The sequence below is a fragment of the Streptococcus sanguinis genome, from assembly GCF_013343115.1.
Classification (GTDB): Bacteria; Bacillota; Bacilli; order Lactobacillales; family Streptococcaceae; genus Streptococcus; species Streptococcus sanguinis_H.
The window spans coordinates 374,194-400,940 of record NZ_CP054570.1; the positions used below are offsets into that span (position 1 = coordinate 374,194).

Annotated in this window: 33 protein-coding genes, 1 pseudogene and 1 riboswitch; of the genes and pseudogenes, 29 read left to right on the forward strand and 5 right to left on the reverse strand. The window is 42.9% G+C overall.

The genetic code is table 11. The features are described from left to right. Window positions 1-129: 129 nt before the first annotated feature. From greA to FOC72_RS01855, 4 genes are all read left to right on the forward strand, one after another. On the forward strand, window positions 130-612 hold the full coding sequence (greA, locus tag FOC72_RS01840) for a transcription elongation factor GreA (RefSeq protein WP_002894584.1): 483 nt from the start codon (window positions 130-132) through the stop codon (window positions 610-612). 153 nt (window positions 613-765) lie between these two features. Next, a complete protein-coding gene (locus tag FOC72_RS01845) occupies window positions 766-1,386 on the forward strand; it encodes a GTP pyrophosphokinase (protein ID WP_002894585.1) in 621 nt (206 codons plus the stop codon). 4 nt (window positions 1,387-1,390) lie between these two features. Then, entirely contained in the window at window positions 1,391-2,092 is a 702-nt protein-coding gene (locus FOC72_RS01850) for a response regulator transcription factor (protein ID WP_032914294.1), read from the forward strand. Beyond that, the gene (locus tag FOC72_RS01855; RefSeq protein ID WP_032914055.1) at window positions 2,076-3,311 is read left to right on the forward strand and encodes a sensor histidine kinase; all 1,236 of its coding nucleotides are present in this window, start codon (window positions 2,076-2,078) and stop codon (window positions 3,309-3,311) included. Before FOC72_RS01850 ends, FOC72_RS01855 begins: the two co-directional genes overlap by 17 nt. 116 nt (window positions 3,312-3,427) lie before the next feature. Here FOC72_RS01855 and yidC read toward each other — a convergent pair whose 3' ends face one another. Continuing rightward, complete coding sequence (gene yidC / locus FOC72_RS01860; RefSeq protein WP_002894589.1) at window positions 3,428-4,351, reverse strand: membrane protein insertase YidC; 924 nt, start codon at window positions 4,349-4,351, stop codon at window positions 3,428-3,430. An 81-nt stretch (window positions 4,352-4,432) separates the two neighbouring features. Beyond that, window positions 4,433-4,711 carry an acylphosphatase gene (locus tag FOC72_RS01865; protein WP_002894590.1) on the reverse strand — a complete coding sequence of 93 codons (279 nt, stop codon included), beginning with the start codon at window positions 4,709-4,711 and terminating at the stop codon, window positions 4,433-4,435. 84 nt (window positions 4,712-4,795) lie between these two features. On the opposite strand from FOC72_RS01865, the gene FOC72_RS01870 reads away from it, so the two are divergent. From FOC72_RS01870 to FOC72_RS11530, 15 genes are all read left to right on the forward strand, one after another. Continuing rightward, complete coding sequence (locus tag FOC72_RS01870) at window positions 4,796-5,536, forward strand: TrmH family RNA methyltransferase (protein WP_002894593.1); 741 nt, start codon at window positions 4,796-4,798, stop codon at window positions 5,534-5,536. Between the two features lie 44 nt (window positions 5,537-5,580). Next, entirely contained in the window at window positions 5,581-6,072 is a 492-nt protein-coding gene (locus FOC72_RS01875; protein WP_002894595.1) for an HD domain-containing protein, read from the forward strand. Between the two features lie 25 nt (window positions 6,073-6,097). Further along, window positions 6,098-6,781, forward strand: coding sequence for a Bax inhibitor-1/YccA family protein (locus FOC72_RS01880; RefSeq protein WP_002894597.1), 684 nt, complete (start codon window positions 6,098-6,100; stop codon window positions 6,779-6,781). 104 nt (window positions 6,782-6,885) lie between these two features. Then, window positions 6,886-8,136 carry a diaminopimelate decarboxylase gene (locus FOC72_RS01885; RefSeq protein ID WP_002894598.1) on the forward strand — a complete coding sequence of 417 codons (1,251 nt, stop codon included), beginning with the start codon at window positions 6,886-6,888 and terminating at the stop codon, window positions 8,134-8,136. Between the two features lie 56 nt (window positions 8,137-8,192). After that, window positions 8,193-8,441, forward strand: coding sequence for a YneF family protein (locus tag FOC72_RS01890; protein WP_002894600.1), 249 nt, complete (start codon window positions 8,193-8,195; stop codon window positions 8,439-8,441). 98 nt (window positions 8,442-8,539) lie between these two features. Next, window positions 8,540-9,334, forward strand: a complete 795-nt coding sequence (gene racE / locus FOC72_RS01895) for a glutamate racemase (protein WP_002894602.1) — start codon at window positions 8,540-8,542, stop codon at window positions 9,332-9,334. Beyond that, on the forward strand, window positions 9,331-10,335 hold the full coding sequence (locus FOC72_RS01900; protein ID WP_002894604.1) for a nucleoside-triphosphate diphosphatase: 1,005 nt from the start codon (window positions 9,331-9,333) through the stop codon (window positions 10,333-10,335). Before racE ends, FOC72_RS01900 begins: the two co-directional genes overlap by 4 nt. Continuing rightward, window positions 10,314-10,835 (forward strand): metallophosphoesterase, encoded by a 522-nt coding sequence (locus FOC72_RS01905; protein WP_002894605.1) that lies wholly within the window; start codon window positions 10,314-10,316, stop codon window positions 10,833-10,835. Before FOC72_RS01900 ends, FOC72_RS01905 begins: the two co-directional genes overlap by 22 nt. Continuing rightward, window positions 10,832-11,293 (forward strand): cyclic-di-AMP-binding protein CbpB, encoded by a 462-nt coding sequence (gene cbpB / locus FOC72_RS01910; RefSeq protein WP_002894606.1) that lies wholly within the window; start codon window positions 10,832-10,834, stop codon window positions 11,291-11,293. Before FOC72_RS01905 ends, cbpB begins: the two co-directional genes overlap by 4 nt. Then, window positions 11,290-12,021, forward strand: coding sequence for a site-specific tyrosine recombinase XerD (xerD, locus tag FOC72_RS01915; protein ID WP_002894607.1), 732 nt, complete (start codon window positions 11,290-11,292; stop codon window positions 12,019-12,021). The genes cbpB and xerD overlap by 4 nt, the downstream gene beginning before the upstream one ends. A 2-nt stretch (window positions 12,022-12,023) precedes the next feature. Beyond that, on the forward strand, window positions 12,024-12,734 hold the full coding sequence (locus FOC72_RS01920; protein WP_002894608.1) for a segregation/condensation protein A: 711 nt from the start codon (window positions 12,024-12,026) through the stop codon (window positions 12,732-12,734). Continuing rightward, window positions 12,727-13,296 (forward strand): SMC-Scp complex subunit ScpB, encoded by a 570-nt coding sequence (gene scpB / locus FOC72_RS01925; protein ID WP_002894610.1) that lies wholly within the window; start codon window positions 12,727-12,729, stop codon window positions 13,294-13,296. Before FOC72_RS01920 ends, scpB begins: the two co-directional genes overlap by 8 nt. Beyond that, window positions 13,283-14,011 carry a pseudouridine synthase gene (locus FOC72_RS01930; protein WP_002894611.1) on the forward strand — a complete coding sequence of 243 codons (729 nt, stop codon included), beginning with the start codon at window positions 13,283-13,285 and terminating at the stop codon, window positions 14,009-14,011. Before scpB ends, FOC72_RS01930 begins: the two co-directional genes overlap by 14 nt. Next, complete coding sequence (yidD, locus tag FOC72_RS01935) at window positions 14,008-14,262, forward strand: membrane protein insertion efficiency factor YidD (protein ID WP_032914057.1); 255 nt, start codon at window positions 14,008-14,010, stop codon at window positions 14,260-14,262. Before FOC72_RS01930 ends, yidD begins: the two co-directional genes overlap by 4 nt. A gap of 148 nt (window positions 14,263-14,410) precedes the next feature. After that, on the forward strand, window positions 14,411-15,229 hold the full coding sequence (locus tag FOC72_RS11530; protein ID WP_223322328.1) for a hypothetical protein: 819 nt from the start codon (window positions 14,411-14,413) through the stop codon (window positions 15,227-15,229). A gap of 285 nt (window positions 15,230-15,514) precedes the next feature. On the opposite strand, the gene FOC72_RS01945 is transcribed toward FOC72_RS11530, so the two are convergent. Further along, window positions 15,515-16,954 carry a TrkH family potassium uptake protein gene (locus FOC72_RS01945; RefSeq protein ID WP_002894615.1) on the reverse strand — a complete coding sequence of 480 codons (1,440 nt, stop codon included), beginning with the start codon at window positions 16,952-16,954 and terminating at the stop codon, window positions 15,515-15,517. Window positions 16,955-16,958: 4 nt separating this feature from the next. Further along, window positions 16,959-18,308, reverse strand: a complete 1,350-nt coding sequence (gene trkA / locus FOC72_RS01950; RefSeq protein ID WP_002894616.1) for a Trk system potassium transporter TrkA — start codon at window positions 18,306-18,308, stop codon at window positions 16,959-16,961. Window positions 18,309-18,649: 341 nt separating this feature from the next. Between trkA and FOC72_RS01955 the strand changes: the two genes are divergently transcribed. The 10 genes and pseudogenes from FOC72_RS01955 to FOC72_RS11535 form a co-directional block, all read left to right on the forward strand. Beyond that, on the forward strand, window positions 18,650-19,153 hold the full coding sequence (locus tag FOC72_RS01955; RefSeq protein ID WP_032914060.1) for a tRNA (cytidine(34)-2'-O)-methyltransferase: 504 nt from the start codon (window positions 18,650-18,652) through the stop codon (window positions 19,151-19,153). Between the two features lie 116 nt (window positions 19,154-19,269). Continuing rightward, a riboswitch (FMN riboswitch) is annotated at window positions 19,270-19,417 on the forward strand. A gap of 131 nt (window positions 19,418-19,548) precedes the next feature. Then, entirely contained in the window at window positions 19,549-20,106 is a 558-nt protein-coding gene (locus tag FOC72_RS01960) for an ECF transporter S component (protein ID WP_002894619.1), read from the forward strand. Beyond that, window positions 20,096-20,746 (forward strand): phosphatase PAP2 family protein, encoded by a 651-nt coding sequence (locus tag FOC72_RS01965; protein ID WP_002894621.1) that lies wholly within the window; start codon window positions 20,096-20,098, stop codon window positions 20,744-20,746. Before FOC72_RS01960 ends, FOC72_RS01965 begins: the two co-directional genes overlap by 11 nt. A gap of 58 nt (window positions 20,747-20,804) precedes the next feature. Continuing rightward, window positions 20,805-21,113, forward strand: a complete 309-nt coding sequence (locus tag FOC72_RS01970) for an MGMT family protein (protein WP_002894624.1) — start codon at window positions 20,805-20,807, stop codon at window positions 21,111-21,113. 59 nt (window positions 21,114-21,172) lie between these two features. Beyond that, window positions 21,173-22,120: a tRNA modification radical SAM protein MnmL/YtqA gene (gene mnmL, locus FOC72_RS01975; RefSeq protein ID WP_002894625.1), complete on the forward strand. Its 948-nt coding sequence runs from the start codon at window positions 21,173-21,175 to the stop codon at window positions 22,118-22,120. Then, on the forward strand, window positions 22,114-22,665 hold the full coding sequence (gene mnmM, locus FOC72_RS01980; protein WP_002894627.1) for a tRNA 5-(aminomethyl)-2-thiouridylate-methyltransferase MnmM: 552 nt from the start codon (window positions 22,114-22,116) through the stop codon (window positions 22,663-22,665). The genes mnmL and mnmM overlap by 7 nt, the downstream gene beginning before the upstream one ends. A gap of 240 nt (window positions 22,666-22,905) precedes the next feature. Beyond that, complete coding sequence (locus tag FOC72_RS01985; protein ID WP_002894628.1) at window positions 22,906-23,502, forward strand: TetR/AcrR family transcriptional regulator; 597 nt, start codon at window positions 22,906-22,908, stop codon at window positions 23,500-23,502. Continuing rightward, the gene (locus FOC72_RS01990) at window positions 23,502-24,455 is read left to right on the forward strand and encodes an ABC transporter ATP-binding protein (protein ID WP_002894629.1); all 954 of its coding nucleotides are present in this window, start codon (window positions 23,502-23,504) and stop codon (window positions 24,453-24,455) included. Before FOC72_RS01985 ends, FOC72_RS01990 begins: the two co-directional genes overlap by 1 nt. Continuing rightward, window positions 24,442-25,218: an ABC transporter permease gene (locus FOC72_RS01995; RefSeq protein WP_002894630.1), complete on the forward strand. Its 777-nt coding sequence runs from the start codon at window positions 24,442-24,444 to the stop codon at window positions 25,216-25,218. The genes FOC72_RS01990 and FOC72_RS01995 overlap by 14 nt, the downstream gene beginning before the upstream one ends. 100 nt (window positions 25,219-25,318) lie before the next feature. After that, window positions 25,319-25,479, forward strand: a pseudogene (locus FOC72_RS11535) (IS200/IS605 family transposase); the annotation flags it as partial. 109 nt (window positions 25,480-25,588) lie between these two features. Here the strand turns inward: FOC72_RS11535 and FOC72_RS02000 are convergent. Next, window positions 25,589-26,647: a DMT family transporter gene (locus tag FOC72_RS02000; protein WP_002894631.1), complete on the reverse strand. Its 1,059-nt coding sequence runs from the start codon at window positions 26,645-26,647 to the stop codon at window positions 25,589-25,591. Between the last annotated feature and the right edge of the window lie 100 nt (window positions 26,648-26,747).

Here is a 26,747-nt window from a genome sequence, read left to right on the forward strand (position 1 = left end):
GACGAGAGAAAGCTAGGCAGCTAGTTCTAGCTTTCTCAGTCCTGCTATATAAAAAAGGGACTGATACAGACTTGTCTCAGCCTCTTGTTTTAGTTTTAAAATAAAAGAAAATAAAAGAAAAGAGAAAAAATGGCTGAAAAAACTTATCCTATGACCCTAGAGGAAAAGGAAAAACTAGAAAAAGAATTAGAAGAATTGAAATTGGTGCGTCGTCCAGAAGTGGTAGAGCGTATTAAGATTGCCCGCTCCTACGGCGATTTGTCAGAAAACAGTGAATACGAAGCTGCAAAGGACGAACAGGCTTTTGTGGAAGGACAGATTTCTAGTCTGGAAACCAAGATCCGCTACGCTGAGATTGTAAACAGTGACGCTGTAGCCAAGGACGAGGTAGCTATCGGCAAAACAGTTACCATTCAAGAAGTAGGCGAAAGCGAAGAGGAAGTCTACATTATCGTTGGTTCTGCTGGTGCTGATGCTTTCGCAGGCAAGGTATCCAATGAAAGCCCGATTGGTCAAGCTTTGATTGGCAAAAAGACAGGTGATACTGCAACAGTCGAAACACCGGTTGGCAGCTACGACGTTAAAATTCTCAAGGTTGAAAAAACCGTTTAATAAGTATTAAAAGGAACTGGCTAGAAGACTGGTTCTTTTTTCGTTTCTTTTAAGACAGAGAGTGTAGGCTAGATAAGAAGAGCAGGGGAAAAATAGAGAAAAGACAGATGGTTATGCTATAATGAGAATAAGCTAGAAAAGTAGGAGAACTGTATGCAAGAGCAAGATATTTATGGGAAATACGGCGTCTATCTGCCCAAGATTTTAGATGATCTTAGTCAGCGTATTCAAGAGGCTAATGATCGAGTCAAGCAGGAAACAGGGCAGAAGCTTTTTGAGCATTTTAATGCACGGGTCAAGCAGGCAGCCAGTATGGAAGAGAAATGTCAACGCAAGAATCTGCCTAGGGCGCCAGAGTCTGCCCTGAAAGAAATTCGTGATGCGATTGGGATTCGGATTGTTTGCGGTTTTATCGAGGACATCTATCAGACGATTGAGGTGCTTCGTCAGCTGGAGGGCTGTGAGATTGTTCTGGAAAAGGACTATATCCGAGCTGCCAAGCCTAATGGCTATCGCTCCTACCACTTGATATTAGAGGTGGAGACTCCTTATGAGGATTGTCATGGTCAAAATCCCGGCCGCTATTTTGTAGAAATCCAGCTTCGGACCATTGCTATGGACTCTTGGGCCAGCTTAGAGCATCAGATGAAGTACAAGCATGAGATTAAAGACAGCAAGCGGATTGTTCGTGAGCTGAAACGCTGTGCAGATGAGCTGGCGTCCTGTGATGTGACCATGCAGACCATCCGCAATTTGATTCGAGAAAGTGAGTGAGATGATGAAGATTTTATTAGCTGAAGATGAGCAGCAGCTGTCCCGTGTCTTGGAAACAGCGATGACCCATGAGGGCTATCAGGTTGATACCGCTTTTGATGGGCAAGAAGCTGTGGACTTGGCCAAGGAAAATGCTTATGATTTGATGATTCTGGATATCATGATGCCGGTCAAGACAGGCATTGAAGCGCTGAAAGAAATCCGCCAAACCGGCAATACTACCCATGTCATCATGCTGACAGCTATGTCAGAGGTGGATGACAAGGTCACAGGGCTGGATGCCGGTGCAGATGATTATCTGACCAAGCCCTTCTCTCTGAAAGAGCTTCTAGCTCGCCTGCGCTCTATGTCCAGACGGGTAGCGACGTTTACCCCCAATTTGCTGCAGATTGGCCAAACCAGCCTCAATGTCGGAGAGCATGAACTTATTAGCTCCAATTCCATCCGCCTAGCCGGTAAGGAATCTAGAATGATGGAATTTCTCATGCTTAATGCCCAGAAGAGTCTTTCTACTCAGGAAATCTTCCGCCATGTTTGGTCCAAAGACGAAGATGAGGATTTGGACGAAGGCTTCGTCTGGATTTATATTTCCTATTTGCGTCAGAAGCTGAAGGCTATTCATGCTGATCTGGCTATCTTGGGTGAGGAAGGCGGCAGTTTCACTCTGGTGCCGCTAGAAGGAGATGGCCATGTTTCGGAAGCTTAAAATTCGGTTCATTCTGCTGGCTTCGGCAGCTATTGTCTGTATTTTGCTGACCATGATTGCTGTCTTAAACTCCGTTCGCTTTCTGCAGACCAACGGAGAAATCCAAGCCGTTCTCAATATTCTATCTGCCAATAATGGAGATTTTCCCAGCGTAGAAGAAACGGCTGAGAGCTTGCAAAACGACCGTATCACCATTGATACCATCTACCAATACCGCTATTTCAGCGTGGTCTATAATGAAGACAAAACACTTTACTCCACCAACTTAGACCATCTTTCCAATCTATCTAAGGAGCAGGCGCTCAGCTATGCTAACAAAGTGATTAAGGACAGCCGCAGCAGTGGGGTTTTTAAGGTAGGCAGTCAATTTTATTCCTACCAGATAACGCAGGATTCCAAAACCAAGCGCTATTTACTGGTGGTCTTAGATTCGACTAATTATCTCGAAAGCCGCAATGACTTTTTCTGGCTGTCTATCCAGTTGTGTTTCTATAGCTTTATTTTCTTTGTCTTGGTCGTGTCTGGATTTTCCAACTTTGCCATCCGTCCCTATATAAAAAACTACGAAAACCAAAAGCGTTTCATTACCAATGCTGGACATGAACTGAAGACGCCATTGGCCATCATCTCAGCCAATACGGAGCTGCAAGAGCTGATGACTGGCGAAAATGAATGGACAGAAAGCACCAAGGACCAGGTCAAGCGCCTCAGTAATCTAATCAATCAAATGGTCGTTCTGGCCCGTCTGGAAGAGCAGCCAGATGTTACCTTGGTAGATGTGAATTTCTCAGAAGTTGTCAAAAAAGTGGCTGGGAACTTCAAGTCTGTCATCGAGAAGGCAGGCAAGAAGTACGAGATTAAGCTGCAGGAAGACATCCATGTCAAGGCAACTGAAGATGAACTTTATGAATTGGTCAGCATTCTGATTGACAATGCCTGCAAGTATTGTGATGAAGATGGGCAAATTTTTGTCACTCTGACCAAGGCTAAGCGGGGGAAACGAGCTCGTCTGACGGTAGCCAATAGTTACGCTGATGGTAAGAATGTTGATTATAGCCGTTTCTTTGACCGTTTCTATCGCGAAGACGAATCGCACAATCAGAAGCAGCCTGGCTACGGGATTGGCCTATCCATGGCAGAAAGTCTGGTGCGGATTTTCAAGGGCAGGATTTGGGTTTCATATAAGAAAGGCTTGATTGGATTTACTGTTTTATTGTGATAGAGTCACCTCGTTAATTAGTTATTGCTTTGTTTGCTGAGCTTTTTGTATTGGTTACGCCCGATTCTTACTCGAGATTAAAAAATTCTTCTAGTATTAGCTAGAAGAATTTTTCTTTATCTTGACCGTTGCTTACCAGCATTGCGGTTCTTTTTCTTTTTGTTCTTTTGCTCAATAGCCTGCTGAGCTTTTGGAGTAACATCTTTAGCTCGACTCGCTTTTTTCAAGCCTTTAGGAGGATTTTTTTCAAATTCCTCTGCCACCTGTTTTCTCAAGCGAGGTCGGATGATATAGTTGATGATAAATTGCTGGATAATTTGGATAAATCCACCAACTACCCAGTAGAGAGTGACTGCGGCAGGAGAGAGGAATGAGAAACCAACAATCATGATAGGACTCATATAAGAAGCCTGTTTCATGCTGTTTCTTTGAGTTTCATCTTCAATACCATGCAGAGAGAGCACTGACTGGATATAGTAGAGGATACCGACAATGGCGGTCAAAGCCCAGTCGCTTTTGGCCAGGTCTTTAATCCAGAGGAAGGAACTGCCTGCAACTCCTTGAGTATACTGGGCTGCAAAGAAGAGGGCTGAGAAGAAAGGCATTTGGATGAGCAGAGGCAGACAGCCTATACCGCCAAACATGCTGAGTCCATTTTCTTTTTGAGCAGCCATCAGTTCTTGCTGAGCCTGCATTTTCTCTTCCTGAGTTTCAGCATTTTTGATTCGATCTTGGATTGGGGCAAAAATTGGCTTGAAGTAGTTCATCTTTTCAGACTGAAGCGTTGCCTTCCAAGACTGATAGATTCCCAGCGGCAGAATGATAATCCGCACGATGAGCGTAACGATGATAATCGCCAGACCATAACCCAGACCGGAATTTTTGGCGAAAAATTGGATACCATCCGCCATAGGCTGACCAATCACGTCCCAGATCAGACCAGAAGGATTGCCGGCCTTGTCGCGGCCCACACAGCCGGACAGGAAAATAAGCGCAGCCAGTCCCATACCGAAGAATAAAAAGCGTTTGAAATGTTTCACGAGTTCATATCCTTTGTTTCTAAAAAATAATACCTATCTATTCTACTGTTTTTTTGCAAAATATACAATAGTTCTGCAGACCTAATTTGAAATTTTGAAGTCAGGATAGGAGTCAAAATTAGCCATGGTGACATCCAAATAGCTGACCTTAGAAAAAGGTGTCGGTCCCTTGCGGATTTCTTGGATAAATTTGGCTATCAGAGCAGGGTCATCAGCCTGAGCAAGAATGCCAACAGTACCATCGTCGTTGTTCCAGACCCGGCCGGTGATACCTCCGATTTCCAGCGCTATAGAATAGACTCCCCAGCGGAATCCGACCCCTTGTACCCGTCCTTGGGCAATCATTTTTACCTTCTGCATGGCGTCCTCCTTTAGTGAGCGGACCGAGGGGATTTAAGCCCTCAGTATGAGTGCAAGTCTGCTAAATTGTGGTATAATGTTCTTATGAATATTATAACCTCAAAAGCCAATAATGTGGTAAAAAAAGCTAAAAAACTTCATCACAAAAAATACCGCAAGGATTCTTATTTGATTGAGGGCTGGCATCTATTTGAGGAAGCTGTCAGCAGCGGGGAAGAGCTGATTCGGATTTTTGCTTTAGCAGAATACGCAGAGCGATTAGCCGATTTTTCTCAGGTAATCTTTGTCAGTCCGGAGATTTTAGCAGATTTAGCTGATAGTAAGACGCCACAGGGGATTGTCGCGGAAGTGGCTTTTGAAAGGGAAGAGATACCGGCGGAGTTAAGCGGACGCTATCTTTTCTTGGAGGACGTTCAGGATCCAGGTAATGTCGGCACCATCATTCGGACAGCTGATGCAGCTGGCTTTGATGGAGTCTTCATCTCTAGCGCGTCAGCAGATATCTATAACCTAAAAACGCTGCGCTCTATGCAGGGGAGCCATTTTCATCTGCCAGTTTATCGGATGGATACATCAGATTTTATTAGGCTGGCTCGTTCTTCCAGTCTGCCAATTCTAGCGTCGACCTTGTCGTCAACATCTATCGATTACAGAGAGGTGGTCAGTAAAGAGAGCTTTGTCCTAGTCATGGGCAATGAAGGGCAGGGGATTAGTCCAGAAATGACGGTAGCAGCTGATATTCTGGTCCATATTTCCATGAAGGGGCAGGCAGAAAGTCTCAATGTTGCTGTCGCTGCTGGTATTTTAATCTTTCATTTAAGCTAAAAATCAGAAAAAGAGATATAATAGTTGGCAAGGGAGGTGATTCTATGCCTTACAAACAGGACGAGGAGTTTATGGCCTATGTTGGGCACTTGATTGAAAAGCCCAGTGTTCAGCGCCTGAAAGAAATTCCCCATCATATTCATTCCAATAGACTTGAACATTCCATCAATGTAAGTTATACTAGTTACAGAATTGCCAAAAAATTTGGTTGGAATGCCCGCAGCACGGCACGCGGTGCCCTGCTTCATGACTTATTCTACTATGACTGGCGTGTGACCAAGTTTAAGAAGAGTCATGCTTGGGTTCATCCGAGGTTGGCAGTTCGCAATGCTCGTAAGATTACTAAGCTTAATAAAGTCGAAGAGGACATTATCGTCAAGCATATGTGGGGCCTGACCTTGGCACCGCCTCGTTACAAAGAATCATTCGTTGTGACGATGGTGGACAAGTATTGGGCTGTCAAAGAAGCGACGGCACCTTGGAGACGCAAGGGCGGTAATCGCAAGCTCTTTCATCGAAAGATGCTGAAACCGTAAATGTTTTATTATAAAAGGAGTAACTATGAATCATTCTATTATTCAAGATCAATCAGATATTAATTCTTTCTATGCAAAGATTTATTCTATCGTTGGTGTCGGTATTGGAATCTCAGCAATCGTGTCCCTCTTGATGCTAAACTTCTTTCAGGACATTATTATCTCTGTTCTGACAGGCTCCACCTGGATTTTCTATGCGGCTATTGCAGCTGAGTTTATCTTTGTATTGGTAGCTTCTGGGGCAGCTCGGAGCAATAGTCCGGCAGCGCTGCCAATGTTTTTAGGATACTCAGCCATCAATGGTTTTACCTTAAGTATTATCATGGCGCTGTATCTTCAGTCAACTGTTCTCTTAGCCTTTCTGACAACGACCGTTATGTTCTTTGCTATGGGCTTCATCGGCAAGGTGACCAAGAAGGATCTTTCTGGAATGGGCAGAGCTTGTATGGCCGGTTTGATTGGTATTATCGCTGCTAGCGTCCTTAATATCTTCTTGAGAAGCAGTGGTTTGGACTTTATTGTAAGTATCGTTGGTGTCCTTATTTTCTCAGGACTCATCGCTTGGGACAATCAGAAAATCCGCTATGTCTATGAGCAGACCAATGGCAATCCAGGGAATGGCTGGGCAATTTCGCTGGCTCTGCATCTGTATCTGGACTTCATTAATCTCTTCCTCAGCTTGTTGCGTATTTTTGGAAGAAACAAATAACTCAGCTAAATAAGACTCAAGCATTGGACGTTTGCTCCAGTGCTTTTTGTTTCTCCTATGGATTTATGGTATAATAAACCCAGCAAATAGAAAGCGAGAACAGTATGAAAACTCCTTTTGTCAGTCGTGAAAAGTTAGCTGAGATTACGGCGCAGTTTCCAACACCTTTTCATCTTTATGATGAGAAGGGAATTCGGGAAAGAGCGCGTGCCCTGCATGAGGCCTTTTCTTGGAATCCAGGTTTTAAAGAGTATTTTGCCGTTAAGGCCACTCCCAATCCTGCTATTTTAAAAATCCTCAAAGAAGAAGGCTGCGGGGTGGACTGTGCTAGCTACGTTGAGCTGCTCATGAGCCAAAAGCTGGGCTTTGCTGGACAGGATATCATGTTTTCGTCCAATAACACACCAGCTGAGGAATTTCAGTTTGCGCGTGACCTTGGAGCGACTATCAATCTGGATGCTTATGAAGATGTAGCTTTTCTAAAGGAAGCCGCTGGTATTCCCAAGGTCATTTCCTGCCGTTACAACCCTGGCGGTGTCTTTGAGCTGGGAACCAGCATTATGGATAATCCAGAAGAAGCCAAGTTTGGTATGACCAAGGACCAGCTGATTCAGGCTTTCAAAGAGCTCAAGGAGTTGGGAGCTGAGAAGTTTGGCATTCATGCTCTCTTGGCCTCAAATACTGTCAGCAATGACTACTATCCTGAACTGGCCCGTCAGCTTTTTGAGCTGGCTGTAGAAGTAGTGGCTGAGACAGGAGTTGAGCTGGACTTTATCAATCTATCTGGCGGTGTCGGCATTAATTATCAACCTGATGGCGAGGAAAATGACATTGCGGTCATTGGCCAAGGAGTTCGTCAGGCCTATGAAGCTATTCTAATTCCAGCTGGTCTAGGACAGGTCAAGATTTATACGGAGCTGGGCCGCTTCATGTTGGCGCCTTATGGCCTGCTGGTCACCAAGGTTACCCATAAGAAGCAGACCTACCGAACCTATCTGGGAGTGGATGCCTCTGCGGTCAATCTGCTGCGTCCTGCCATGTACGGTTCTTATCACCACATTACCAATATGGATCGACCCGAGGGAGAGACAGAGATTGTGGATGTTGTCGGCAGTCTTTGTGAGAATAACGATAAATTCGCCATTAATCGCCCGCTGCCTGTCAGCCAAATTGGCGATACACTAGTGATTCACGATACGGGTGCTCATGGTTTTTCTATGGGTTATCAGTACAATGCCAAGCTCCGCTCCAGCGAAATTCTCTTGGAACAAGATGGCAATATTCGCATGATTCGTCGGGCTGAAAAACCAGAAGATTATTTTGCGACACTGTATGGCTTTGATTTTGAAAAATAGAGAAAATTTGATATAATGAAGAGCAATGTAAAAATGGAAATAGAGGAGTTCTCGATATGAATTTAGTTTTAGCAATTTTCTTGATTATGGCAGCATTTGCTGGAGGCGTGATTTTGGGTATGTATCTGCTTCGTCGGCAAGTTGAGAAGGAATTTGCAGAAAATCCGCGTCTGAATGTAGAAGCAGTTCGGACCTTGCTTAGCGCTAGCGGTCAACGGCCAAATGAAGCGAAAGTACAGCAAGTCTATCGTCAAATTATCAGCCAGCAGAAAGCTGCGCTTGCTAAGAGTAAAAAGAAAAAATAATTTTCTAGTGGCTGGCTGTTAATGCCAGTAGAGAAAATCTATAAAAAAATGGGGATTTGGAATCGGCTTCCAGTCCCTTGTTTTAGAAAGAAGACCTTATGGATAATCGACCAATCGGTTTTTTAGACTCAGGAGTGGGCGGTTTGACTGTAGTCCGTGAGCTCATGCGGCAGCTCCCCCACGAAGAGGTCATTTATATCGGAGATTCGGCGCGGGCTCCTTACGGTCCAAGGCCTGCTGAGCAGATTCGCGCTTATACCTGGCAATTGGTTAACTTTCTCCTGACCAAGGATGTTAAGATGATTGTCATTGCCTGCAATACAGCGACTGCTGTTGTCTGGGAAGAAGTGAAGGAAAAGCTGGATATTCCAGTACTGGGCGTGATTCTGCCGGGGGCTAGTGCAGCTATTAAGTCAACTGCCAGCGGCCGCATCGGTGTTATCGGAACGCCAATGACAGTTTCTTCTGATATCTATCGGCAGAAGATTGAAGCGCTCTCGCCGGAGATGCAGGTGGAAAGTTTGGCCTGCCCTAAGTTTGTACCTTTGGTAGAGTCCAATGAACTTCATTCCAGTCTTACCAAAAAAGTTGTCTATGAAACCCTGCAGCCTCTGGCTGGCCAGGTAGATACCCTCGTCTTGGGTTGCACCCACTATCCCTTGCTCCGGCCTATTATTCAAAATAGGATGGGACCAAATGTGAAGCTGATTGACAGCGGGGCAGAGTGCGTACGGGATATTTCTGTCCTGCTCAATTACTTTGAAATCAACCGCAGCCGGGAAAAACAGGAGCTCAACCACCAATTTTACACAACTGCCAATGCTAAAAGCTTTTCGGAGATTGCAGAAAGCTGGCTGGGCCTGAAAGTGAATGTGGAGCATGTAAGCTTATGACAAATAAAATTTATGAATACATTGACGAGAACAATTGGTATATCGGAGAATGGACCCGCTTTCGCAAGGCAGGCTATCATTTCAATGATATCCCTTACAGGCTCTTGGAGCATATTGATGCAGAGTTGTGTGAGCTGATTGAGCGAGATTTGGATGAAGAATACAACGCCTTTACCACAGTTGTAGTCAAATACGGCTCGCCCATGTCCTATATCCAGTTTGTCCTCAATATGATTAACGACCGCCAGAAGCGGGATTTTAAGGCGACCAGTCATAAGGGGGCTATTCTGATTACAGAAAAGGACTTGCTGCGCAAGGTCTTCTTCCTGTCTAAGGATGGAGTTAAGATGACCGACTTTTTTGGTCAGGGGCAGGAGACCGAGATGGCTGTCGGAGATACCATCTTGATTGCGACTCGCAACGAAGGTAAGACAGCAGAGTTTCGCAAACTCTTTGATAAGCTGGGCTATAAGGTTGAAAATCTCAATGATTATCCTGATTTGCCAGAAGTGGAAGAAACGGGAACCACCTTTGAGGAAAATGCGCGGCTCAAGGCAGAGACCATCAGTAAACTGACCGGTAAAATGGTGCTAGCTGACGACTCAGGTCTGCAGGTCGATGTTTTAGGCGGCTTGCCTGGCGTCTGGTCGGCTCGCTTCGCTGGAGTAGGCGCGACAGATGATGAAAACAACATCAAGCTCCTGCATGAGTTGGCTATGGTTTTTGATGTCAAGGACCGCTCAGCCCATTTTCATACGACCTTAGTGGTGGCCAGTCCTGACAGGGAGTCTTTGGTAGTCGAAGCGGATTGGCCGGGCTACATTGCCCATGAGCCAAAAGGGGAAAATGGCTTTGGCTATGATCCTTTGTTCTTAGTGGGAGAAACAGGAAAAACGTCTGCCGAGCTAACGATGGAAGAAAAAAATGCGCAATCCCATCGGGCTCAGGCAGTTAAGAAATTAGTGGAGGTATTTCCAGCATGGCAAAGCAAACCATTATAGTCATGAGTGATTCTCATGGCGACCGTGCTATTGTAGAAGAAATTAGGAATCATTATATTGGAAAGGTAGATGCGATTTTCCATAACGGAGACTCTGAGCTTCCTTCTGATGATGAGGTATGGCAAGGGATTCAGGTTGTGGCAGGGAATATGGACTTTTATGACGGCTATCCAGAACGCTTGGTGACGGATTTGGCGGGGACCATTATTGCCCAGACCCACGGACATCTCTTCCATATCAACTTTTCTTTTCAAAAGCTGGATTTATGGGCGCAAGAGGTTAATGCAGATATCTGCCTTTACGGCCACCTGCATATCCCAGATGCTCGAATGGAAGGCAAAACGCTCTTTCTGAATCCGGGATCCATCAGCCAGCCACGCGGCCTGATTAACGAACGTCTCTACGCTAAGGTAGAGATTGACAAGGATCGCTTTAAAGTTGATTTCTATACACGAAATCATGAACTTTATCCAAGCTTGTCCAAGGAGTTTAGCCGATGATTGCTAAGGAATTTGAAGACTATCTGCTGGAACATGAAGAAACTTTTTTGACGCCTGGGGAAAATTTGGCGGTTATGATTGACACCCATAATGTGGATCATGCTATCCTATTGCTGAGTCAGATGACATACTCACGTGTACCAGTCGTGACGGCAGATAAAAAGTTTGTTGGTACGATTTCCTTGACAGACATCATGTCTTATCGCATGCGCCATGATTTGCCAGAAGAGGAATTCATGATGACAGACATCGTCCACATGACTAAAATGGACGACTTGACAGTTGGGCCAGATTATACTGTATCAGATGTGCTTCATAAGCTGGTCGACGAGTCGTTTCTGCCGGTTGTGGGCGAGGATCAGCATTTTTACGGAATTATTACTAGAAAGTCCATTTTGAAAGCTGTCAATTCTTTGTTGCACGGCTTTAGCAAGAAGTACGAAATTCGCAAAAAATGAAAGAATACATTAGACCGTTTTTAAATCAAAAAAACATCTCAGAAAATTCTAAAATTGCCTATTCTTATGATTTGGAGCAGTTTATCGAGGAAGTACACGGCCGGATTACCGAGACCAATCTGCGGATTTATCAGGCCTCTATCAAGGATTTTAAGGCAGCTGTTCAGAAGCGGAAGCTCTCAGCAGTCAATCAATTTCTCTATTTCCTTTATCAGCAGCAGCTTATTGAGGAGTTTCACCGCTTGGTCCTGCCCAAGGTCTCCATATCGAAGGAGCAGGAAAACGAACTATTAGACCTGTCTGCTTTTTGGCAGGAATCAAGCGTTCCCAGGGGGCGGCTGATGGCTCTTCTTATTTTGGAAATGGGCTTGCTGCCTAGCGAGATTCTGCAGGTCAGAGTGGCAGATGTCAATCTTGACTTTCAGGTTTTGAAGATTGAAAAGGCCGGTCAGAAACGGGTCATCAAGATTCCTGAGAGCTTGACGGGTGAGTTAGAGGACTATCTGACGGGGACGTATTTATTTGAGAAAAACGGCAAATCCTATTCTCGTCAATGGGGCTTCCGTCAGCTAGAGGCCTTCTTGATTGAGCAGGGACAAGCCAGTCTATCTGCCCAAAGCCTGCGTGAGCAGTTTATTTTGCGCCAGCGGGAGAAAGGGATTGGCCTCTATGATATTGCCCAAGATTTGGGCTTGAAAACCATGATTACACTAGAAAAATATAGATAAAAATGGATATCAAACTAAAAGATTTTGAAGGCCCGCTGGACCTACTGCTCCACCTTGTATCTAAGTACCAGGTGGATATTTATGATGTGCCCATTACGGAGGTCATCGAGCAGTATCTGGCTTATGTGGCCACCTTGCAGGCCATGAAGCTGGAAGTGACGGGCGAGTATATGGTCATGGCAAGCCAGCTCATGCTGATTAAGAGTCGCAAGCTTTTGCCTAAGGTAGCGGATAATGCTGAGCTGGAAGATGATTTGGAGCAAGACCTCTTGAGCCAGATTGAGGAATATCGCAGGTTTAAGCTCTTGGGTGAGAAAATGTCGCTCCAGCACGAGGACCGGGCTCTTTATTATTCTAAGCCCAAGCTGGAGCTGGTTTATGAAGACGCTGAGCTCCTACATGACAAGTCAACGATTGATCTGTTTTTGGCTTTTTCCAAAGTTATCGCCAAGAAGCAAGAGGAGTTTTCTAAGAGCCACACAACCATTGTGCGAGACGAGTACAAGATCGAGGACATGATGGAAGTGGTGCGCCAGCGCTGTGCTGGTAAGAACCGTCTGGCTCTGCAGGAGATTTTCGCAGAGACCAAGGACATGAATGAAGTTATTACTCTCTTTCTGGCGACATTGGAATTGGTCAAGGTGCAGGAAGTGCAAGTCATTCAGGAAGAAAATTTTGGAAATATTTATTTAGTAGGAAGAGGAAATGAGTAAGTTAGCAGAGATTGAAGCCCTGCTTTTTGTGGCGGGAGAAGATGGACTCAAAGTTCATCAATTGGCAGAAATCCTATCTTTGCCGCCGACCGGGGTTATTCAGAGTTTGGAGAAGTTGGCTGAGCAATATGAAGCCAATCCAGACTCCAGTCTGACCCTACTGGAAACTTCAAAGACATACAAGCTGGTCACAAAGCCAGAGTTTGCTGAGATTCTGCGGGCCTATTCACGGGCACCAATCAATCAAAGTCTGTCGCGGGCAGCGCTGGAGACCTTGTCTATCATTGCCTATAAGCAGCCGATTACAAGAGTAGAAATAGATGACATTCGCGGGGTTAATTCCAGCGGAGCTTTGGCTAAGCTCTTGGCTTTTGAACTGGTTCGAGAGGATGGCAAAAAGGAAGTCATTGGCCGGCCAAATCTCTATGTGACAACGGATTATTTCTTAGACTATATGGGAATCAATCACCTAGATGAGCTGCCGATTGTCGAAGAAACAGAGCTAGTTGCTGAAGAAAGCCAGCTCTTTATTGAAAGGACAGATATCGATGAGAATCAATAAATACATCGCTCATGCTGGGATAGCCAGCCGCCGTAAGGCAGAAGAGCTAATCAGGCAGGGGAAGGTCAGTATAAACGGCCAAGTGGTACGTGAGCTGGCGACGAACGTTAAGTCTGGCGACCGTGTGGAAGTAGAAGGCCAACCTATCTACAATGAGGAGAAGGTTTATTACCTCCTCAATAAGCCGCGCGGGGTCATTTCCTCTGTCAGTGATGACAAGGGACGTAAGACGGTCGTGGATCTTTTGCCTCAGGTCAAGGAGCGGATTTATCCGGTCGGTCGTTTGGACTGGGATACTTCTGGCATTCTCATTCTGACCAATGACGGAGACTTTACCGACGAGATGATTCATCCCCGAAATGAGATTGACAAGGTCTATGTGGCGCGTGTCAAAGGATTGGCTAATAAAGAAGTTCTTCGTCCTCTGACTCGCGGTATTGAGATAGAGGGACGCAAAACCAAGCCAGCAGTTTATGAGATTATCAAGGTTGATCCGGCGAAAAATCGTTCGGTCGTTCAGCTGACCATCCACGAAGGCCGTAACCATCAGGTCAAGAAGATGTTCCAGGCGGTCGGACTGCAAGTGGATAAGCTGTCACGGACTCGCTTTGGTCATTTGGACCTGACGGGCCTCAAACCTGGTGAATATCGCAAGCTCAGTAAAAAAGAAGTCAGCCAGCTGCATACACTGGCTGTAACCAAGACCAAGAAATGATAAAAAAAATGCTTATTTCTCTTGTCCGCTTTTATCAACGTTTTATCTCACCTGCTTTTCCTCCATCTTGCCGCTTTCGGCCCACCTGCTCTAACTATATGATAGAGGCTATCCAGAAGCATGGAGCCAAAGGTGTCCTAATGGGCTTGGCACGTATTCTCCGCTGTCATCCATGGTCTCAGCCAGGAGAGGATCCTGTACCAGACCATTTCAGCCTGAGAAGAAATAATTCAAGAAAAAAGTCACAGTAGATGATTACAGCTCTTTGTTAACTACTACCAAAATTATAGAGCTCTATTTTTTGATTTCACTTGTAAATATTAGCAAAATAGGAAAGAGAAATAGTTGGATGCTATTAAACCTCAAAAAAAGATATGAATGCAGAAAGTATATTTTTAGTTGTTATCAATTTTATCTCCTAAATTATATCGGATTGGAGGGACTAACATGAAAAATAAAATATATCGGCCTATGCTTTTGCTTGTTTTACTGGTATCAGCTGTACTTCTGACCAGTTGCAAGATTATGATGCCGAGCGATTATCAAAGAGCTAAAGAATTAGTTACTAAAGAATGTGAGAAGGTTGGCCTTCATGGTAACATTACCATCAATCATTTGGATTGGACGCCTCTAGAAATGCCTACCTATAACGTGAAATATACCTACTCTGAAAAAACCTATGATGGTCAGACGGTGACCTTGGAAGAGAATACCAGTTATCATGATAGAGAGTCAGATAGTCCCTCTCTTCCAGATTATAAGGATGTGTTTTTGAAACAGAAATCCATTCAAAAAATTGAGGAAAAAATTGAAAACAAATTAAAAAAGCAGTCAATCGGACTTCCTATTAAATACTTTAGCTTTCTATCCAATAGTAAAGAGGAGAAAATGCTAAATGACCTTGCCTCTCAGAATCTCAAAGAGGGGAAAAAAGATTTTGCGGGCTACTATCAAATTCCTTATCAAACCTTGATTGATCAAGAGTTGGTCAGGATGACTATTTTTATCGATGATAGTGCATCAGTTACCACGGATCAAGACCTGAAAGAGGCTGCTACAAGGCTAGATGCCAGAGCTCTTCCGGATGGTGCCTATGATTTTTATTATTCCTATGAGAAAGATGAATCATATGAATCGATCAGTTACTCCTTTAAAGTCAAAGATGGGAAAGTAGTTTTTTATGAGGATCAAAAAGAAGAACTTGAAGCACAAGAATAAGAGGGAAGAGAGAGTCTAAGCCTTTTCATAATTAAAAAAACATGTGACATAGAGAGGCTGGTAGCACATACACAGCCTTTTCTTTTGTATAGATGAAAAGCTATCCTTGAGGTCAACTTACCTTGGTTCCAGCTTTGTATCAGTCTCATAACTTACTTTCTGATAAAAGGTTTGGTCGCTTTTCATTATATGGGATTTTTTATAAAACCAAAGAGGCTCCATAATTCCTACAGTGGTTTTACCAACTACAGAAATTATAGAGCCTCTATATTTTCCGAACATTTCCTATCTTCTAGACCAAGTCTTAGGCAGGAAGAGCAGGAGAATCGGGTAGATTTCCAAGCGACCGCCAATCATAGCAAAGGCTAGCAGCAGTTTGGAAAAAGGACTAAAGATAGAAAAATTATCTGTCGTCCCAATCATGGGGCCGATATTGTTGAAGCAAGAGACAACCCCGCTGACAACCGTCATGAAATTATTATTATCCAAGCTGACAATGAAAATGAGAGCTAGAATAATCAAGATATAAACGGCCAAGTATTTCAGTACCTTGTGCTGGGTATCCTTGTCGATGACTGCGCCATTGATATGCAAGGTCAGGACACGATTAGGCGATAGGGTAGATAGAATCTGATTTTTAGCAATGCGGGAAATGATAATCCCCCGAATGACCTTGAATCCCCCAGCTGTTGATCCAGCTGATCCCCCGATACACATGAGCAGGAGCAGAATAACCTGAGAAAAGAGCGGCCATTTGACTGTATCGCCATAGCCAAATCCAGTTGTTGTGATGACATTGGCTACCTGGAAGAAGGAAATCTCCACGCTCTTGGCAAAGCCTTGATAGAGGTGGAAGACATTAAAGGCAATCAAGGCTGTGGAAAGAAAGACAATCCAGAGATAGCCCTTGAGTTCCTCATCTTCAAAGCAAGCTTTAAACTTACGAATCAGTAAGTAATAGTAGAGATTGAAGTTGACCCCGAAAGCTAAGACCCCAAAGCTGACCAGATAAGTAATCAGTGAGTTGTTGTAGTGGGCAATACCGTCATTATAAACGGTGAATCCTCCTGTACCAGCAGTTCCCATGGCAATGACCAGACTATCAAAGAGCGGCATACCCGCCAGGAAATAAAGCAAGGCGAAAATAGCAAAGAGAGCCAGATAGATGATATAAAGAATCTGGGCCGTACTCTTGAGTTTGGACACAACCTTGCCAAAGACTGGTCCCGGAACTTCTGCTTTCATGACCTCCAAGTGACCATTTTTGGCATTGTCCATAATAGCTAGGGCAAAGACCAGCACTCCCATTCCTCCGATTAAGTGGGTAAAACTGCGCCAGAAGAGCAGCGAATGGGAAAGAACGCCGACATCGTTAAGGATAGTCGCTCCTGTCGTGGTGAATCCAGAGCTAATCTCAAAGAATGCATCAATAACGTCTGGAATCTGTCCGGAAAAGACAAAGGGCAGGGCTCCGAAGAAGGACCAGAGAATCCAGCACAGGGCTACAATCAGGACCCCTTCCTTGGCGTAGATATGCAGGTCCTTGGGCTTGAAATAAGAGCCTATTCCACCTAAAACTAGCAAGATGGCCATGGTCGCCCCGATAGAGAGAAAGACTTTTAAGGGCTCACCGTAGATTAGAGCGACGATAATGGGCACAATCAGCAGTGCCGCCTCAATCAGCAGTAATTTTGCCAGCAGGTAGCGAATCATAGATCTATTCATGGGCCTACCTCGCTAACAGATCGTAAATCTGCGTGATATTTTGCAGCAGAGTGGTAACGATAATCTTATCTCCGACTTGCAGGTCGTCATCACCGGTAGGGAAGATGGCTTTGCCTTGACGGATAATGGCCGCAATCAGGACATCTTTCTTCAGATGAAGCTGAGACAGAGGAATACCAGTCATCTTGTTTTCTTCCTTGATTTGGAATTGCAGGGTTTCGATTTGGCCGTTGGCTACATGGTGCAGAGCTTCTAGGTTAGAGAACTGAGCATTGTAGCGACCGCGGATAAAGTGCATAACCGTATCAACGGCGATACCTTTAGGAGTCACGATGCTGGCAAAGTCTTGGTTATCAATGATTTCCAACAAACTAGTCCGGTTAACCTTGGTGATGTTTTTCTGTACACCCAGATTATTAAGGAACATGGAAGTAATGATATTTTCTTCATCTACACCAGTCAGGGTAGCGATGGCATCAAAGTTATTGGCGCGTTCCTCCAGTAGGATATCCTTGGCAGTACCATCTCCATGGACGACGTAGAGATCAGGAAATTCCTGACTGAAAAAGGTTGCCCGTTCATGGTTAGATTCAATGACTTTGAGCTCGATTTTACTATTCTTGAGAATATTGAGCAGGTAGTAGGCAATCTTTCCTGCTCCGATAATCATCAGGCTCTTAACCACTCTAGGTCGTACCATATTATGGAATTGAACGATGTCCAGGCGGTTACCTGTGACATAAATCTTGTCGCCAGCCTCCAAAGTGAAGTCGCCGTCAGGAATTTCCAAGTGCCCTTTTCTCTCAATGGCACAAACAATGATATTTCCAAATTTCTTGCGGAACTGGGAAATACTCATCTGGCAGAGATTGCTGTCTTCCTTGAGTTTGAACTCCATCAGTGCCACTCGGCCATTGGCAAAGTGCTCTACTGACAGGGCATTAGGAAAGTCAATGATATTAGCGATATAGCGAGCAGTTAGGAGCTCAGGATTGACCACCAGCGAGAAGCCTAGGATGTTCTTCTCCTTAAAGTAAGGGTTGGAATACTCAGGATTACGCACCCGAACGACGGTTTCCTTAGCCCCCATCCGTTTGGCCAGAACAGCTGAAACCATGTTGACCTCATCATGCTCGGTCATAGAGATGAAGATGTCGCAGTGACTAACATCCGCTTGTTCTAAGATTTTGAAGTTGGCACCATTGCCAGCAATACCAATAATGTCATAGCGCTTGGTAATCTGGTTGAGAACAGCCTCATCCTGCTCAATCAGGATAACATCATGATTTTCAGCCACTAATGAGCGACAGAGGGCCGTTCCGACCTTCCCGCCGCCAACAACGATAATTTTCATAAGTTTAGATTCCTCCAAAGTATGTATCTATCATACTCTTTTTTCATTTAAATTTCATCTATAAAATACAGAATAGCTTGCTTATTTATAGAATTCCGAATATTTTTTTACCAAAATGGTATCTTCCTGTGATATTTTTAAAAAAAGTACAACTTTTTGAGCATTTTTTATTGACTTGTAGGCTGAAAGTGTTATACTAAATGAGTACCTTCATTGGTTTACCTCAAACCTGTTGTGATGTAAGTTAATGAAGCCTTAACCACGCTGTTTGCTGAGCTTGACTCCGGGCAGTGTGGCTATTTTTTTATCTAAAGAAAAATACTAGGAAAAATATTCTTATTATGAAAAATCATATCGTTCTTTTTGAGCCTCAGATTCCGCAGAATACCGGCAATATTGCCCGTACTTGCGCCGCGACTAATTCGCCGCTTCACATCATCAAGCCCATGGGCTTTCCCATTGATGACCGAAAGATGAAACGGGCGGGGCTGGACTATTGGGATAAGCTGGACATCACCTATTATGAGAGTTTAGAAGATTTTATGGAGCAGATGGACGGCCGACTTTATCTGATTTCTAAGTTTGCGGAGAAGGTCTATTCTGAGGAAAATTTTGCAGCAGAAGGTTCGCACTATTTTATGTTTGGTCGAGAGGACAAGGGATTGCCAGAGGAATTTATGCGTCGTCATCCAGAAAAGGCCCTGCGTATTCCCATGAATGACCAGCATGTCCGCAGCCTCAATGTTTCAAATACAGTCTGTATGATTGTCTATGAAGCCCTGCGTCAGCAGAATTTTGCTGGCTTAGATTTGGTACATGAGTATGAAGCGGATAAGCTGAAGTAGCGGAATGAATGTATCTAAGCAGTAAATTTTCCTGATTGATAGAATACTATTGTTGAAACACTCTTAATTACATCAATCAAATTGCTTGCTCTGGCAGGCTTTTTTTGTTATGATAATGATGTCTTCAGGGCAGGGTGAGATTCCCGACCGGCGGTAATTTTTGGATTGGAGTTTTTTTCTCAATGTCAAATCAAGTCCGCGAGCGCAAGCTGATGTGGTGAGATTCCACAACCGACAGTATAGTCTGGATGGGAGAAGACGAGAGGCAGTGAAGCATTCTTGCCGTTTAATCTTTATTTAAGGGCTGAGCCTTATACTAAATAATCATTAGCTGTCAAGTTTTTTTCAGTGGCCTTTCCGGCTTCTCTAATTTTTATAAATTGGAGGAACCTGTGATGACAAATACTCGTAAGTTGGCGATTGTAGCAGTTTTATCTGCTCTATCATTTCTACTCATGCTTTATGAGATTCCGTTGATAACTGAGTTTCTAAAGTTGGATTTTTCAATTATTCCGATTTTACTGGCTTTGGTAGTCTTGGATCTAAAAAGCTCTCTAGCAGTGCTCTTGATTCGCTCTGTCTTAAAGCTGGCTTTGAATAATAATGGCGTAGGTACTCTAATCGGTTTACCCATGAATATACTAGCGGTAGCAGTCTTTGTTTGTGCTTTTTCCCTCTTGTGGAAAAAAAGAAAGAGCTTATCTAGCTATGTGAAGGCTTCCTTGGCAGCAACACTTGGTCTAACGATTACTATGATCATTCTAAATGTCATTTATGCTGTGCCTCTCTATGCGAGGTTTGCTGGTTTTGATATTAATAAGGCATTTGGTCTTTCCAAGTATCTGCTGACCATGATTGTCCCTTTTAACCTATTAGAAGGAGTGATCTGGGCTGCTGTCTTTTGGCTAATTTACAAACTCTTACAGCCCGTTCTAAAACGCTATGAAAAATAAACAATCTTATCTAACAAAGGGCTCTTTTGCCCTTTTACTTTTCGTCATGCTAGGCTACATGGTCAAGTTTTATCCTGAGCAGCTGACCAGTTTTGATACCCCGATTCAGACCTGGTTGCGGGGAGACTTGCCTGCAGCTTTGACGACTTTTTTCAAACTTGTAACCAGTGTGATTGATCCGATCGGAATTATCATCTGGGTTTCGTCTCTTGTCCTTTTTTTCCTTTACAAAAAATGGAAGCTGGAAGCTGCCTTGCTAGCGGGAAATCTGGTCTTACATGGGATTTTGATTAAGCTGATTAAACTCGTTTACCAAAGAAGTCGGCCCAGTATTTCGCATTTGGTCGAAGAGGGCGGTTACTCTTTCCCTAGCGGACATTCCATGGCGACAGCCATTGTTGTTGGGACCTTGATTATCATTGTCCAGCAACGGATTCAAAACCAAAAAATCAAGCGCTTGGTACAAGGTTTGCTCTTGCTCTTTATCTTCATGATTATGGCTTCCAGAGTCTATCTGGGCGTGCACTACCCGACAGATGTTATCGGAGGAGCCTTGATGGGCTTTGCCATCCTCAATATTGAATTTCCTTTTTATGACAAGCTGCGTTTCCAGTGGCGTTTCAAGGGAAAGCAGAAATAAATAGAGATGAGAAAGGCTCTTTCTTTAAGATAGGAGCAAACTAGATTAGGAGCTTAGTATGTCCAATTCAAATCAAGAACTCATCGATGCTGTTTTGGCATTAGTAGATAGTATTCCCTCTGGGCGCGTGGCGACCTATGGTCAGATTGCTCGTTTGATTGGTCGGCCTAAAAACGCTCGCTTGGTGGGGAAGATTCTCAGTCAGTCTGAGCTTTATGGCGGTAAGCATCCTTGCCATCGGGTAGTCAATGCGGCAGGACGCCTCGCACCGGGCTGGGAAGACCAAGAACACTTGCTCTGGGCGGAGGGAGTGGGCTTGAAGGCTAATGGCTGTGTGGATTTGAAAGTCTATTTGTGGGAGCGGTGATTTCCTTCTTTCCTTGTGAAAGAGGGAATTTTTGTTTCTAAGCTATTTTTTGTGGTAGAATGAAAGTTATGAAATCTTACAATTCTTTGAATGATTATTATCGCAAACTTTTTGGTGAAAAAACTTTTAAGGTGCCCATTGATGCGGGCTTTGACTGTCCCAATCGGGATGGTACGGTAGCGCATGGAGGCTGTACCTTCTGTACCGTTTCGGGTTCAGGTGATGCCATTGTGGCGCCGGATGCGCCCATTCGCGAGCAGTTCTATAAGGAAATTGACTTCATGCACCGCAAGTGGCCTGATGTTCGCAAGTATCTGGTTTATTTCCAGAACTTCACCAATACCCATGAGAAGCTTGAAGTGATTCGCGAGCGTTATGAGCAAGCCATTAACGAGCCTGGCGTCGTTGGTCTCAATATCGGGACTCGGCCTGACTGCTTGCCTGAAGAGACCATCGCCTACTTGGCTGATCTGTCTGAGCGTATGCATGTGACTGTGGAACTGGGGCTTCAGACTACCTATGAGGAGACTTCGGACCTCATCAATCGTGCCCATTCCTATGAGCTTTATGTGGAGACGGTCCAGCGAGTTCGTAAGCTGGCTCCCAAGGCAGAGATTGTCTCTCACTTGATTAATGGCCTGCCGGGAGAGACCCATGAGATGATGCTAGAGAATGTCCGCCGATGTGTGACGGATAATGACATTCAAGGGATTAAGCTTCACTTGCTTCACTTGATGACCAATACCCGCATGCAGCGGGATTACCATGAAGGACGGCTGCAGCTGCTCAGTCAGGAGGAGTATGTCTCTATCGTCTGCGACCAACTGGAGATTATCCCCGAGCATATCGTCATCCACCGCATCACGGGCGATGCTCCGCGGGATATGTTGATCGGCCCCATGTGGAGCCTCAATAAATGGGAAGTTCTCAATGCCATTGAGACAGAAATGCGTCGCCGTGGCAGCAAGCAAGGCTGTAAAGCAAAGGAGCAGAGATTCGTATGTTAAGACCCTTACAGATGGCCCATGCCTTTTTAGCAGAAGTCATGACCAAGGAAGATACCGTGGTGGATGCTACCATGGGGAATGGACATGACACCCTCTTTCTGGCTCAATTGGCCAGGAAAGTCTACGCTTTTGATATTCAGGAGCAAGCTGTGGAAAAGACCCGCCAGCGCTTGGCAGAAGCTGGCTTGGACAATGCTCAGCTAATCTTAGCTGGGCATGAGACGCTGGACCAATACCTAGACCATTTCAAGGCTGCTATTTTTAATCTGGGCTACCTGCCTTCGGCGGACAAGTCTGTTATTACCCGACCCGCTACGACGCTGGAAGCTTTGGAAAAGGTCTGTCAAGGCTTGGAAAAAGGCGGCCGCGCAGCTATCATGATTTACTATGGGCATGAAGGAGGCGAAGTGGAGAAAGATGCAGTGCTAGACTTCGTCAGTCAGCTGTCCCAGCAGGACTTCACTGTTGCCCTCTACAAGACCATCAACCAGATTAACAACCCGCCTTTCTTGGTCATGATTGAAAAATTGAGAGAAGAAGCTTGATATACAATAAGGATACAGAGAGAAAAGCCAGATAATAGGAGCTTTCAGTACTGTATCTTTATTTTTTTAAATCGTGAAAATCGAATAATTAGGTCTAAAAGAAGAAAATTATGGTGTGTGTAAATGTAAAGTCTTATATTTTCTTACAAAAAAGATATAAGACTTTTGACATTTTTTAGTTTATATGATAATCTATGACTGTAAAACCAAAAAACGTCATAGAGTTTTTAGAAGGAAGTTATGGCTACTGCTTTTACTAGCGAAGAAAAAGAAATTATTAGAAAGAAATTACATAAAGTTGCAAAAGAATGCCTTCAAAGATATGGGGTTAAGAAAACCACAGTTGACCAGATGGCAGCAATGGTAGATATTTCCAAAGGTTCTTTTTATAATTTTTATTCTTCAAAAGAAATGTTATTTTTTACGGTCTTAGAAGAATATCAAATAGATGTTATGAATCGCCTGACTGAACAATTAGGTATGGAAGTCAAGATAGATACAAATCGTCTGGTACAGTTACTTTATGATTTTTATCAAGATTTTCGCTATTCATTTATGTATACCATATTTAAAAATCATGAAATGGAATTACTCGTAAGAAAATTACCAAAAGAGGCGATAACAAATCATCATCTGATAGATGATAGGATGGTTAAAAAAATTGTATCCCGAATCAACATTAGAGAAAATGTATCGGTAGAAATCGTCTCTGCTTTATTTAGAACGATTGCTATGACTATATTACACATCGAGGAAATCGGTGAAGAACAATTTGATACTACATTGAAGTTAGTCATACAAGGAATTGTTGTGCAAATTACTAAGGAGGATAGGTAATGGTGAAAGAAGCAATTAGAACCGCAAACCTTTCTAAAAGATATGGAACAAAAAATGTTGTCAACAACTTGAATATATCAATAAAAAGTGGTGAAATAGTAGGTTTTTTAGGACTGAATGGTGCAGGGAAAACAACGACGATGAGAATGATGCTAGGATTGATAAAATCTACATCAGGGGAATGTTATATCCAAGGAAAAAAGTTAGATCTGAGTAATTTAGAACTTCGAAATGAAATAGGTTATATTATCGAGACGCCTTATTCTTATCCAGACTTAACTGTGAGAGAAAATTTAAAAATCGTTAGTAAATTAAGAGGGGTTAATAAAGATAATATTGACTGGGTAATTGAAAAATTAAAACTAAAGCAATATGAACATAAACAGGAGAAGCATCTTTCTTTAGGAAATGTTGCGCGTTTAGGAATTGCAAAAGCGATTATTCATAAACCTAAAATCCTAATTCTTGATGAGCCAACAAATGGATTAGATCCTTTTGGAGTTATTGAAGTGAGAGAACTGTTAAAGGAATTGGCAAATAATCTAGGTACAACTGTTCTTATTTCAAGTCATAATCTGGAAGAAATATCTAAAATTGCTACTAGAATAGTCATTATACATGAGGGCAGACTTATAAGAGAAGTTGAAAGCAGTGAATTAGAACAGTACTTAGAAAAGAAGTTACTAGTAAGTGGCTCTAATAATAAGGCAATGAAAGAAGTATTATCTAACCAGGGCTATCAGGTGAACATTCAATCAGACACAGAAAATAATATCGATTTCTTAGAACTAATTGATAAAAAATCTGTGGAATATCCGGAAGAAATTGCTACATTGCTGGTTAATGCAGGTTATCCGCCCAAATCGCTGGCTGTTGAAAAAGAAGATTTAGAGCATTATTTCTTAAGAATACTGAATGACTATAATAGAGGTGTTTCGAATGAAAAAGCTTAGTTCCTGTATTTTAATTGAATGGAGAAAGTTAATAAAATCAAAACTTTCCATCGTAACTGCTTGTTCTATCTGTTTAGTTCCTTTTATTGTTGGGTTGTTTGCAACTATGATGAAATATCCAGAGAATTTCAAAAATCTTGGTTTGATTTCTGCAAAAATGGAAACGATGAGGATAACAGACTGGTCGTCGTACTTAATGACCATATCACAAGTCATTTCTGTTGGGGGATTGCTCATTTTTGGATTTACAGCATCTTGGGTTTTTGGTAGAGAATATTCTGATAAAACTATGATAGACCTATTAGCACTCCCGATAAGAAGAGATACAATCGTATTATCCAAGTTTATCGTTATCGCTCTATGGAGCTATATTCTATCAATTTTTGCACTTTTATTGGGATTATTAGCTGGCAATCTGATTGGACTTGATGGTGGGAACTTAACGGTGATTTTCAAAGGTATACTTACTTTTGGTTTTTGTACTACTCTTACGATCATACTCTCTACTCCAGTAGCTTTTTTTGCTTGTTTAGGCCGGGGCTATTTGTCTCCATTGGCATTTATCATTTTTACTATTATTTTTTCTCAGCTTGGTTCTGCTCTTAACTTTGGGAAGTATATTCCATGGGCGATTCCTGCACTCGCAAGTGGTATTGCAAGAAAAGCATTATTGAATTTTGGGAGCATTGTCAGTTTGTTTGCGGTAAGTATTCTAGGTCTTATTGCAACAATAGCTTGGTGGAGGTATGCTGATTACGATTAAAATGAAGTGATAAGAATGCTAATAACACAAGGCTACGTCTTATTCATTTCAATTCAAAATACCCCCTCCTGTTCAGATTGAAAAACAAGAGGGGGTATATTATGACAATCGAAAGTTTTGGGCGAGAGGAGACTATGTGAGTACCGTGGGCCTAAATGAAAAGATAGTTTCTAAATATATAGGCGATTGGGAAAAAATGACCTTGTCTTTGATAAGTTAAGTGTCAAAGCGTTCTCAGATGGCAATTTTAGAACAAGGTGAAATCCCGTTTTCACGGGTGGTTATGACTTCTCAAAATGAGCAAAAAAGCAGTAAACCTTTGTGATTTACTGCTTTAAAAATTCTTCTATTCAATTAGACAAACTGGTATTTATAATCCATTCGCATGAGCCAATTTATGTTCCTGGCTATTTATATAATCTTCGTGTTTGTGATTATGTCTCTCCTCATTACCGAAGTGCTTATGCTCATGTTCATGAGTGATTACATGAGTATGAGTCACGCCGTTATGTGTATGAACAATCGTATGCTTATGCTCATGAAGATGATGCTTTACCATAGTGTCATATACTACAAATACCGTTCCTAGCAACATCAGAGCCAGCCCTATAAAATATTCTAGAGCCAATTTTTCTCCATTTACTGCAAAGGCTAAAAATGATCCCACAAACGGTGCTACAGCATAAAAAGAACTTGTCTTAGCTGCACCTAAGTCTCTTTGCGCTCTTATATAAAGAAAAATACTTAATCCGTATGCTACAAATCCTAATAGCATAACTTCGGCAATGTATTTCATTTCTGGAATCTTTTCGCCAAGTACCAATGCAATAGTAAATGCACCTCCGCCAGAAAAAATGCCTTTTAGCAAAACAATCTCATATGTGCTTTTATCTGACATCTTTCTTGTACAGTTATTCTCAAGTCCCCAGCAACAGGTTGCCAGTATCACAAAAAAAGAACCTATAGAAAACTGGAAACTATCACTTCCCTCAAATGACAAAACAATACTAGATAGCGTAATAAATCCAATGGCAATCCACAGCTTTCTTGATACCTTCTCCTTGAAAAACAGTAACGCCATTAACGCAGTCGCCACAATTTCAAAATTACCAAGGAGTGACGCATTAGATGCTGTTCCCATTTTTATACCTATCATTAAAAATATAGGGGCGGCTATATCTAATCCAATCATTCCGATTGTATAGGGTAAATCCTGCTTTGTAAGTCTCTCTGATTTTTTCTCTTTTTTTATGTGAAATAAATACATTATTCCAACGCCAAGACCAGCACCAAGATAAAGAAAAGCGGCAATAAAAGTTGGTGTAACATTATTCAAAAGAACTTTTGAAAATGGCGTGTTAATTGCATAAAATCCAGCTGCTAACAGTGCTAATATAACTGCGCTCGTCTTTGTTTTCTGCTTCAACATTTGTCATCCCCTTTGCTCTGTACATTCTAATTCGCTTCCCTAAACATTTTTACTATTATATCATATATTTACTTAATGTTAGAGCCCTAGCTCTTGCTTC

What these genes read in the sequence shown, in the direction of transcription:
- greA (WP_002894584.1), top strand. Translation starts at nt 130, where the DNA reads ATGGCTGAAAAAACTTATCCTATGACCCTAGAGGAAAAGGAAAAACTA.
- FOC72_RS01845 (WP_002894585.1), top strand. Translation starts at nt 766, where the DNA reads ATGCAAGAGCAAGATATTTATGGGAAATACGGCGTCTATCTGCCCAAG.
- FOC72_RS01850 (WP_032914294.1), top strand. Translation starts at nt 1,391, where the DNA reads ATGAAGATTTTATTAGCTGAAGATGAGCAGCAGCTGTCCCGTGTCTTG.
- FOC72_RS01855 (WP_032914055.1), top strand. Translation starts at nt 2,076, where the DNA reads ATGTTTCGGAAGCTTAAAATTCGGTTCATTCTGCTGGCTTCGGCAGCT.
- FOC72_RS01865 (WP_002894590.1), bottom strand. Translation starts at nt 4,711, where the DNA reads ATGCAGAAGGTAAAAATGATTGCCCAAGGACGGGTACAAGGGGTCGGA.
- FOC72_RS01870 (WP_002894593.1), top strand. Translation starts at nt 4,796, where the DNA reads ATGAATATTATAACCTCAAAAGCCAATAATGTGGTAAAAAAAGCTAAA.
- FOC72_RS01875 (WP_002894595.1), top strand. Translation starts at nt 5,581, where the DNA reads ATGCCTTACAAACAGGACGAGGAGTTTATGGCCTATGTTGGGCACTTG.
- FOC72_RS01880 (WP_002894597.1), top strand. Translation starts at nt 6,098, where the DNA reads ATGAATCATTCTATTATTCAAGATCAATCAGATATTAATTCTTTCTAT.
- FOC72_RS01885 (WP_002894598.1), top strand. Translation starts at nt 6,886, where the DNA reads ATGAAAACTCCTTTTGTCAGTCGTGAAAAGTTAGCTGAGATTACGGCG.
- FOC72_RS01890 (WP_002894600.1), top strand. Translation starts at nt 8,193, where the DNA reads ATGAATTTAGTTTTAGCAATTTTCTTGATTATGGCAGCATTTGCTGGA.
- racE (WP_002894602.1), top strand. Translation starts at nt 8,540, where the DNA reads ATGGATAATCGACCAATCGGTTTTTTAGACTCAGGAGTGGGCGGTTTG.
- FOC72_RS01900 (WP_002894604.1), top strand. Translation starts at nt 9,331, where the DNA reads ATGACAAATAAAATTTATGAATACATTGACGAGAACAATTGGTATATC.
- FOC72_RS01905 (WP_002894605.1), top strand. Translation starts at nt 10,314, where the DNA reads ATGGCAAAGCAAACCATTATAGTCATGAGTGATTCTCATGGCGACCGT.
- cbpB (WP_002894606.1), top strand. Translation starts at nt 10,832, where the DNA reads ATGATTGCTAAGGAATTTGAAGACTATCTGCTGGAACATGAAGAAACT.
- xerD (WP_002894607.1), top strand. Translation starts at nt 11,290, where the DNA reads ATGAAAGAATACATTAGACCGTTTTTAAATCAAAAAAACATCTCAGAA.
- FOC72_RS01920 (WP_002894608.1), top strand. Translation starts at nt 12,024, where the DNA reads ATGGATATCAAACTAAAAGATTTTGAAGGCCCGCTGGACCTACTGCTC.
- scpB (WP_002894610.1), top strand. Translation starts at nt 12,727, where the DNA reads ATGAGTAAGTTAGCAGAGATTGAAGCCCTGCTTTTTGTGGCGGGAGAA.
- FOC72_RS01930 (WP_002894611.1), top strand. Translation starts at nt 13,283, where the DNA reads ATGAGAATCAATAAATACATCGCTCATGCTGGGATAGCCAGCCGCCGT.
- yidD (WP_032914057.1), top strand. Translation starts at nt 14,008, where the DNA reads ATGATAAAAAAAATGCTTATTTCTCTTGTCCGCTTTTATCAACGTTTT.
- FOC72_RS01945 (WP_002894615.1), bottom strand. Translation starts at nt 16,954, where the DNA reads ATGAATAGATCTATGATTCGCTACCTGCTGGCAAAATTACTGCTGATT.
- trkA (WP_002894616.1), bottom strand. Translation starts at nt 18,308, where the DNA reads ATGAAAATTATCGTTGTTGGCGGCGGGAAGGTCGGAACGGCCCTCTGT.
- FOC72_RS01955 (WP_032914060.1), top strand. Translation starts at nt 18,650, where the DNA reads ATGAAAAATCATATCGTTCTTTTTGAGCCTCAGATTCCGCAGAATACC.
- FOC72_RS01960 (WP_002894619.1), top strand. Translation starts at nt 19,549, where the DNA reads ATGACAAATACTCGTAAGTTGGCGATTGTAGCAGTTTTATCTGCTCTA.
- FOC72_RS01965 (WP_002894621.1), top strand. Translation starts at nt 20,096, where the DNA reads ATGAAAAATAAACAATCTTATCTAACAAAGGGCTCTTTTGCCCTTTTA.
- FOC72_RS01970 (WP_002894624.1), top strand. Translation starts at nt 20,805, where the DNA reads ATGTCCAATTCAAATCAAGAACTCATCGATGCTGTTTTGGCATTAGTA.
- mnmL (WP_002894625.1), top strand. Translation starts at nt 21,173, where the DNA reads ATGAAAGTTATGAAATCTTACAATTCTTTGAATGATTATTATCGCAAA.
- mnmM (WP_002894627.1), top strand. Translation starts at nt 22,114, where the DNA reads ATGTTAAGACCCTTACAGATGGCCCATGCCTTTTTAGCAGAAGTCATG.
- FOC72_RS01985 (WP_002894628.1), top strand. Translation starts at nt 22,906, where the DNA reads ATGGCTACTGCTTTTACTAGCGAAGAAAAAGAAATTATTAGAAAGAAA.
- FOC72_RS01990 (WP_002894629.1), top strand. Translation starts at nt 23,502, where the DNA reads ATGGTGAAAGAAGCAATTAGAACCGCAAACCTTTCTAAAAGATATGGA.
- FOC72_RS01995 (WP_002894630.1), top strand. Translation starts at nt 24,442, where the DNA reads ATGAAAAAGCTTAGTTCCTGTATTTTAATTGAATGGAGAAAGTTAATA.
- FOC72_RS02000 (WP_002894631.1), bottom strand. Translation starts at nt 26,647, where the DNA reads ATGTTGAAGCAGAAAACAAAGACGAGCGCAGTTATATTAGCACTGTTA.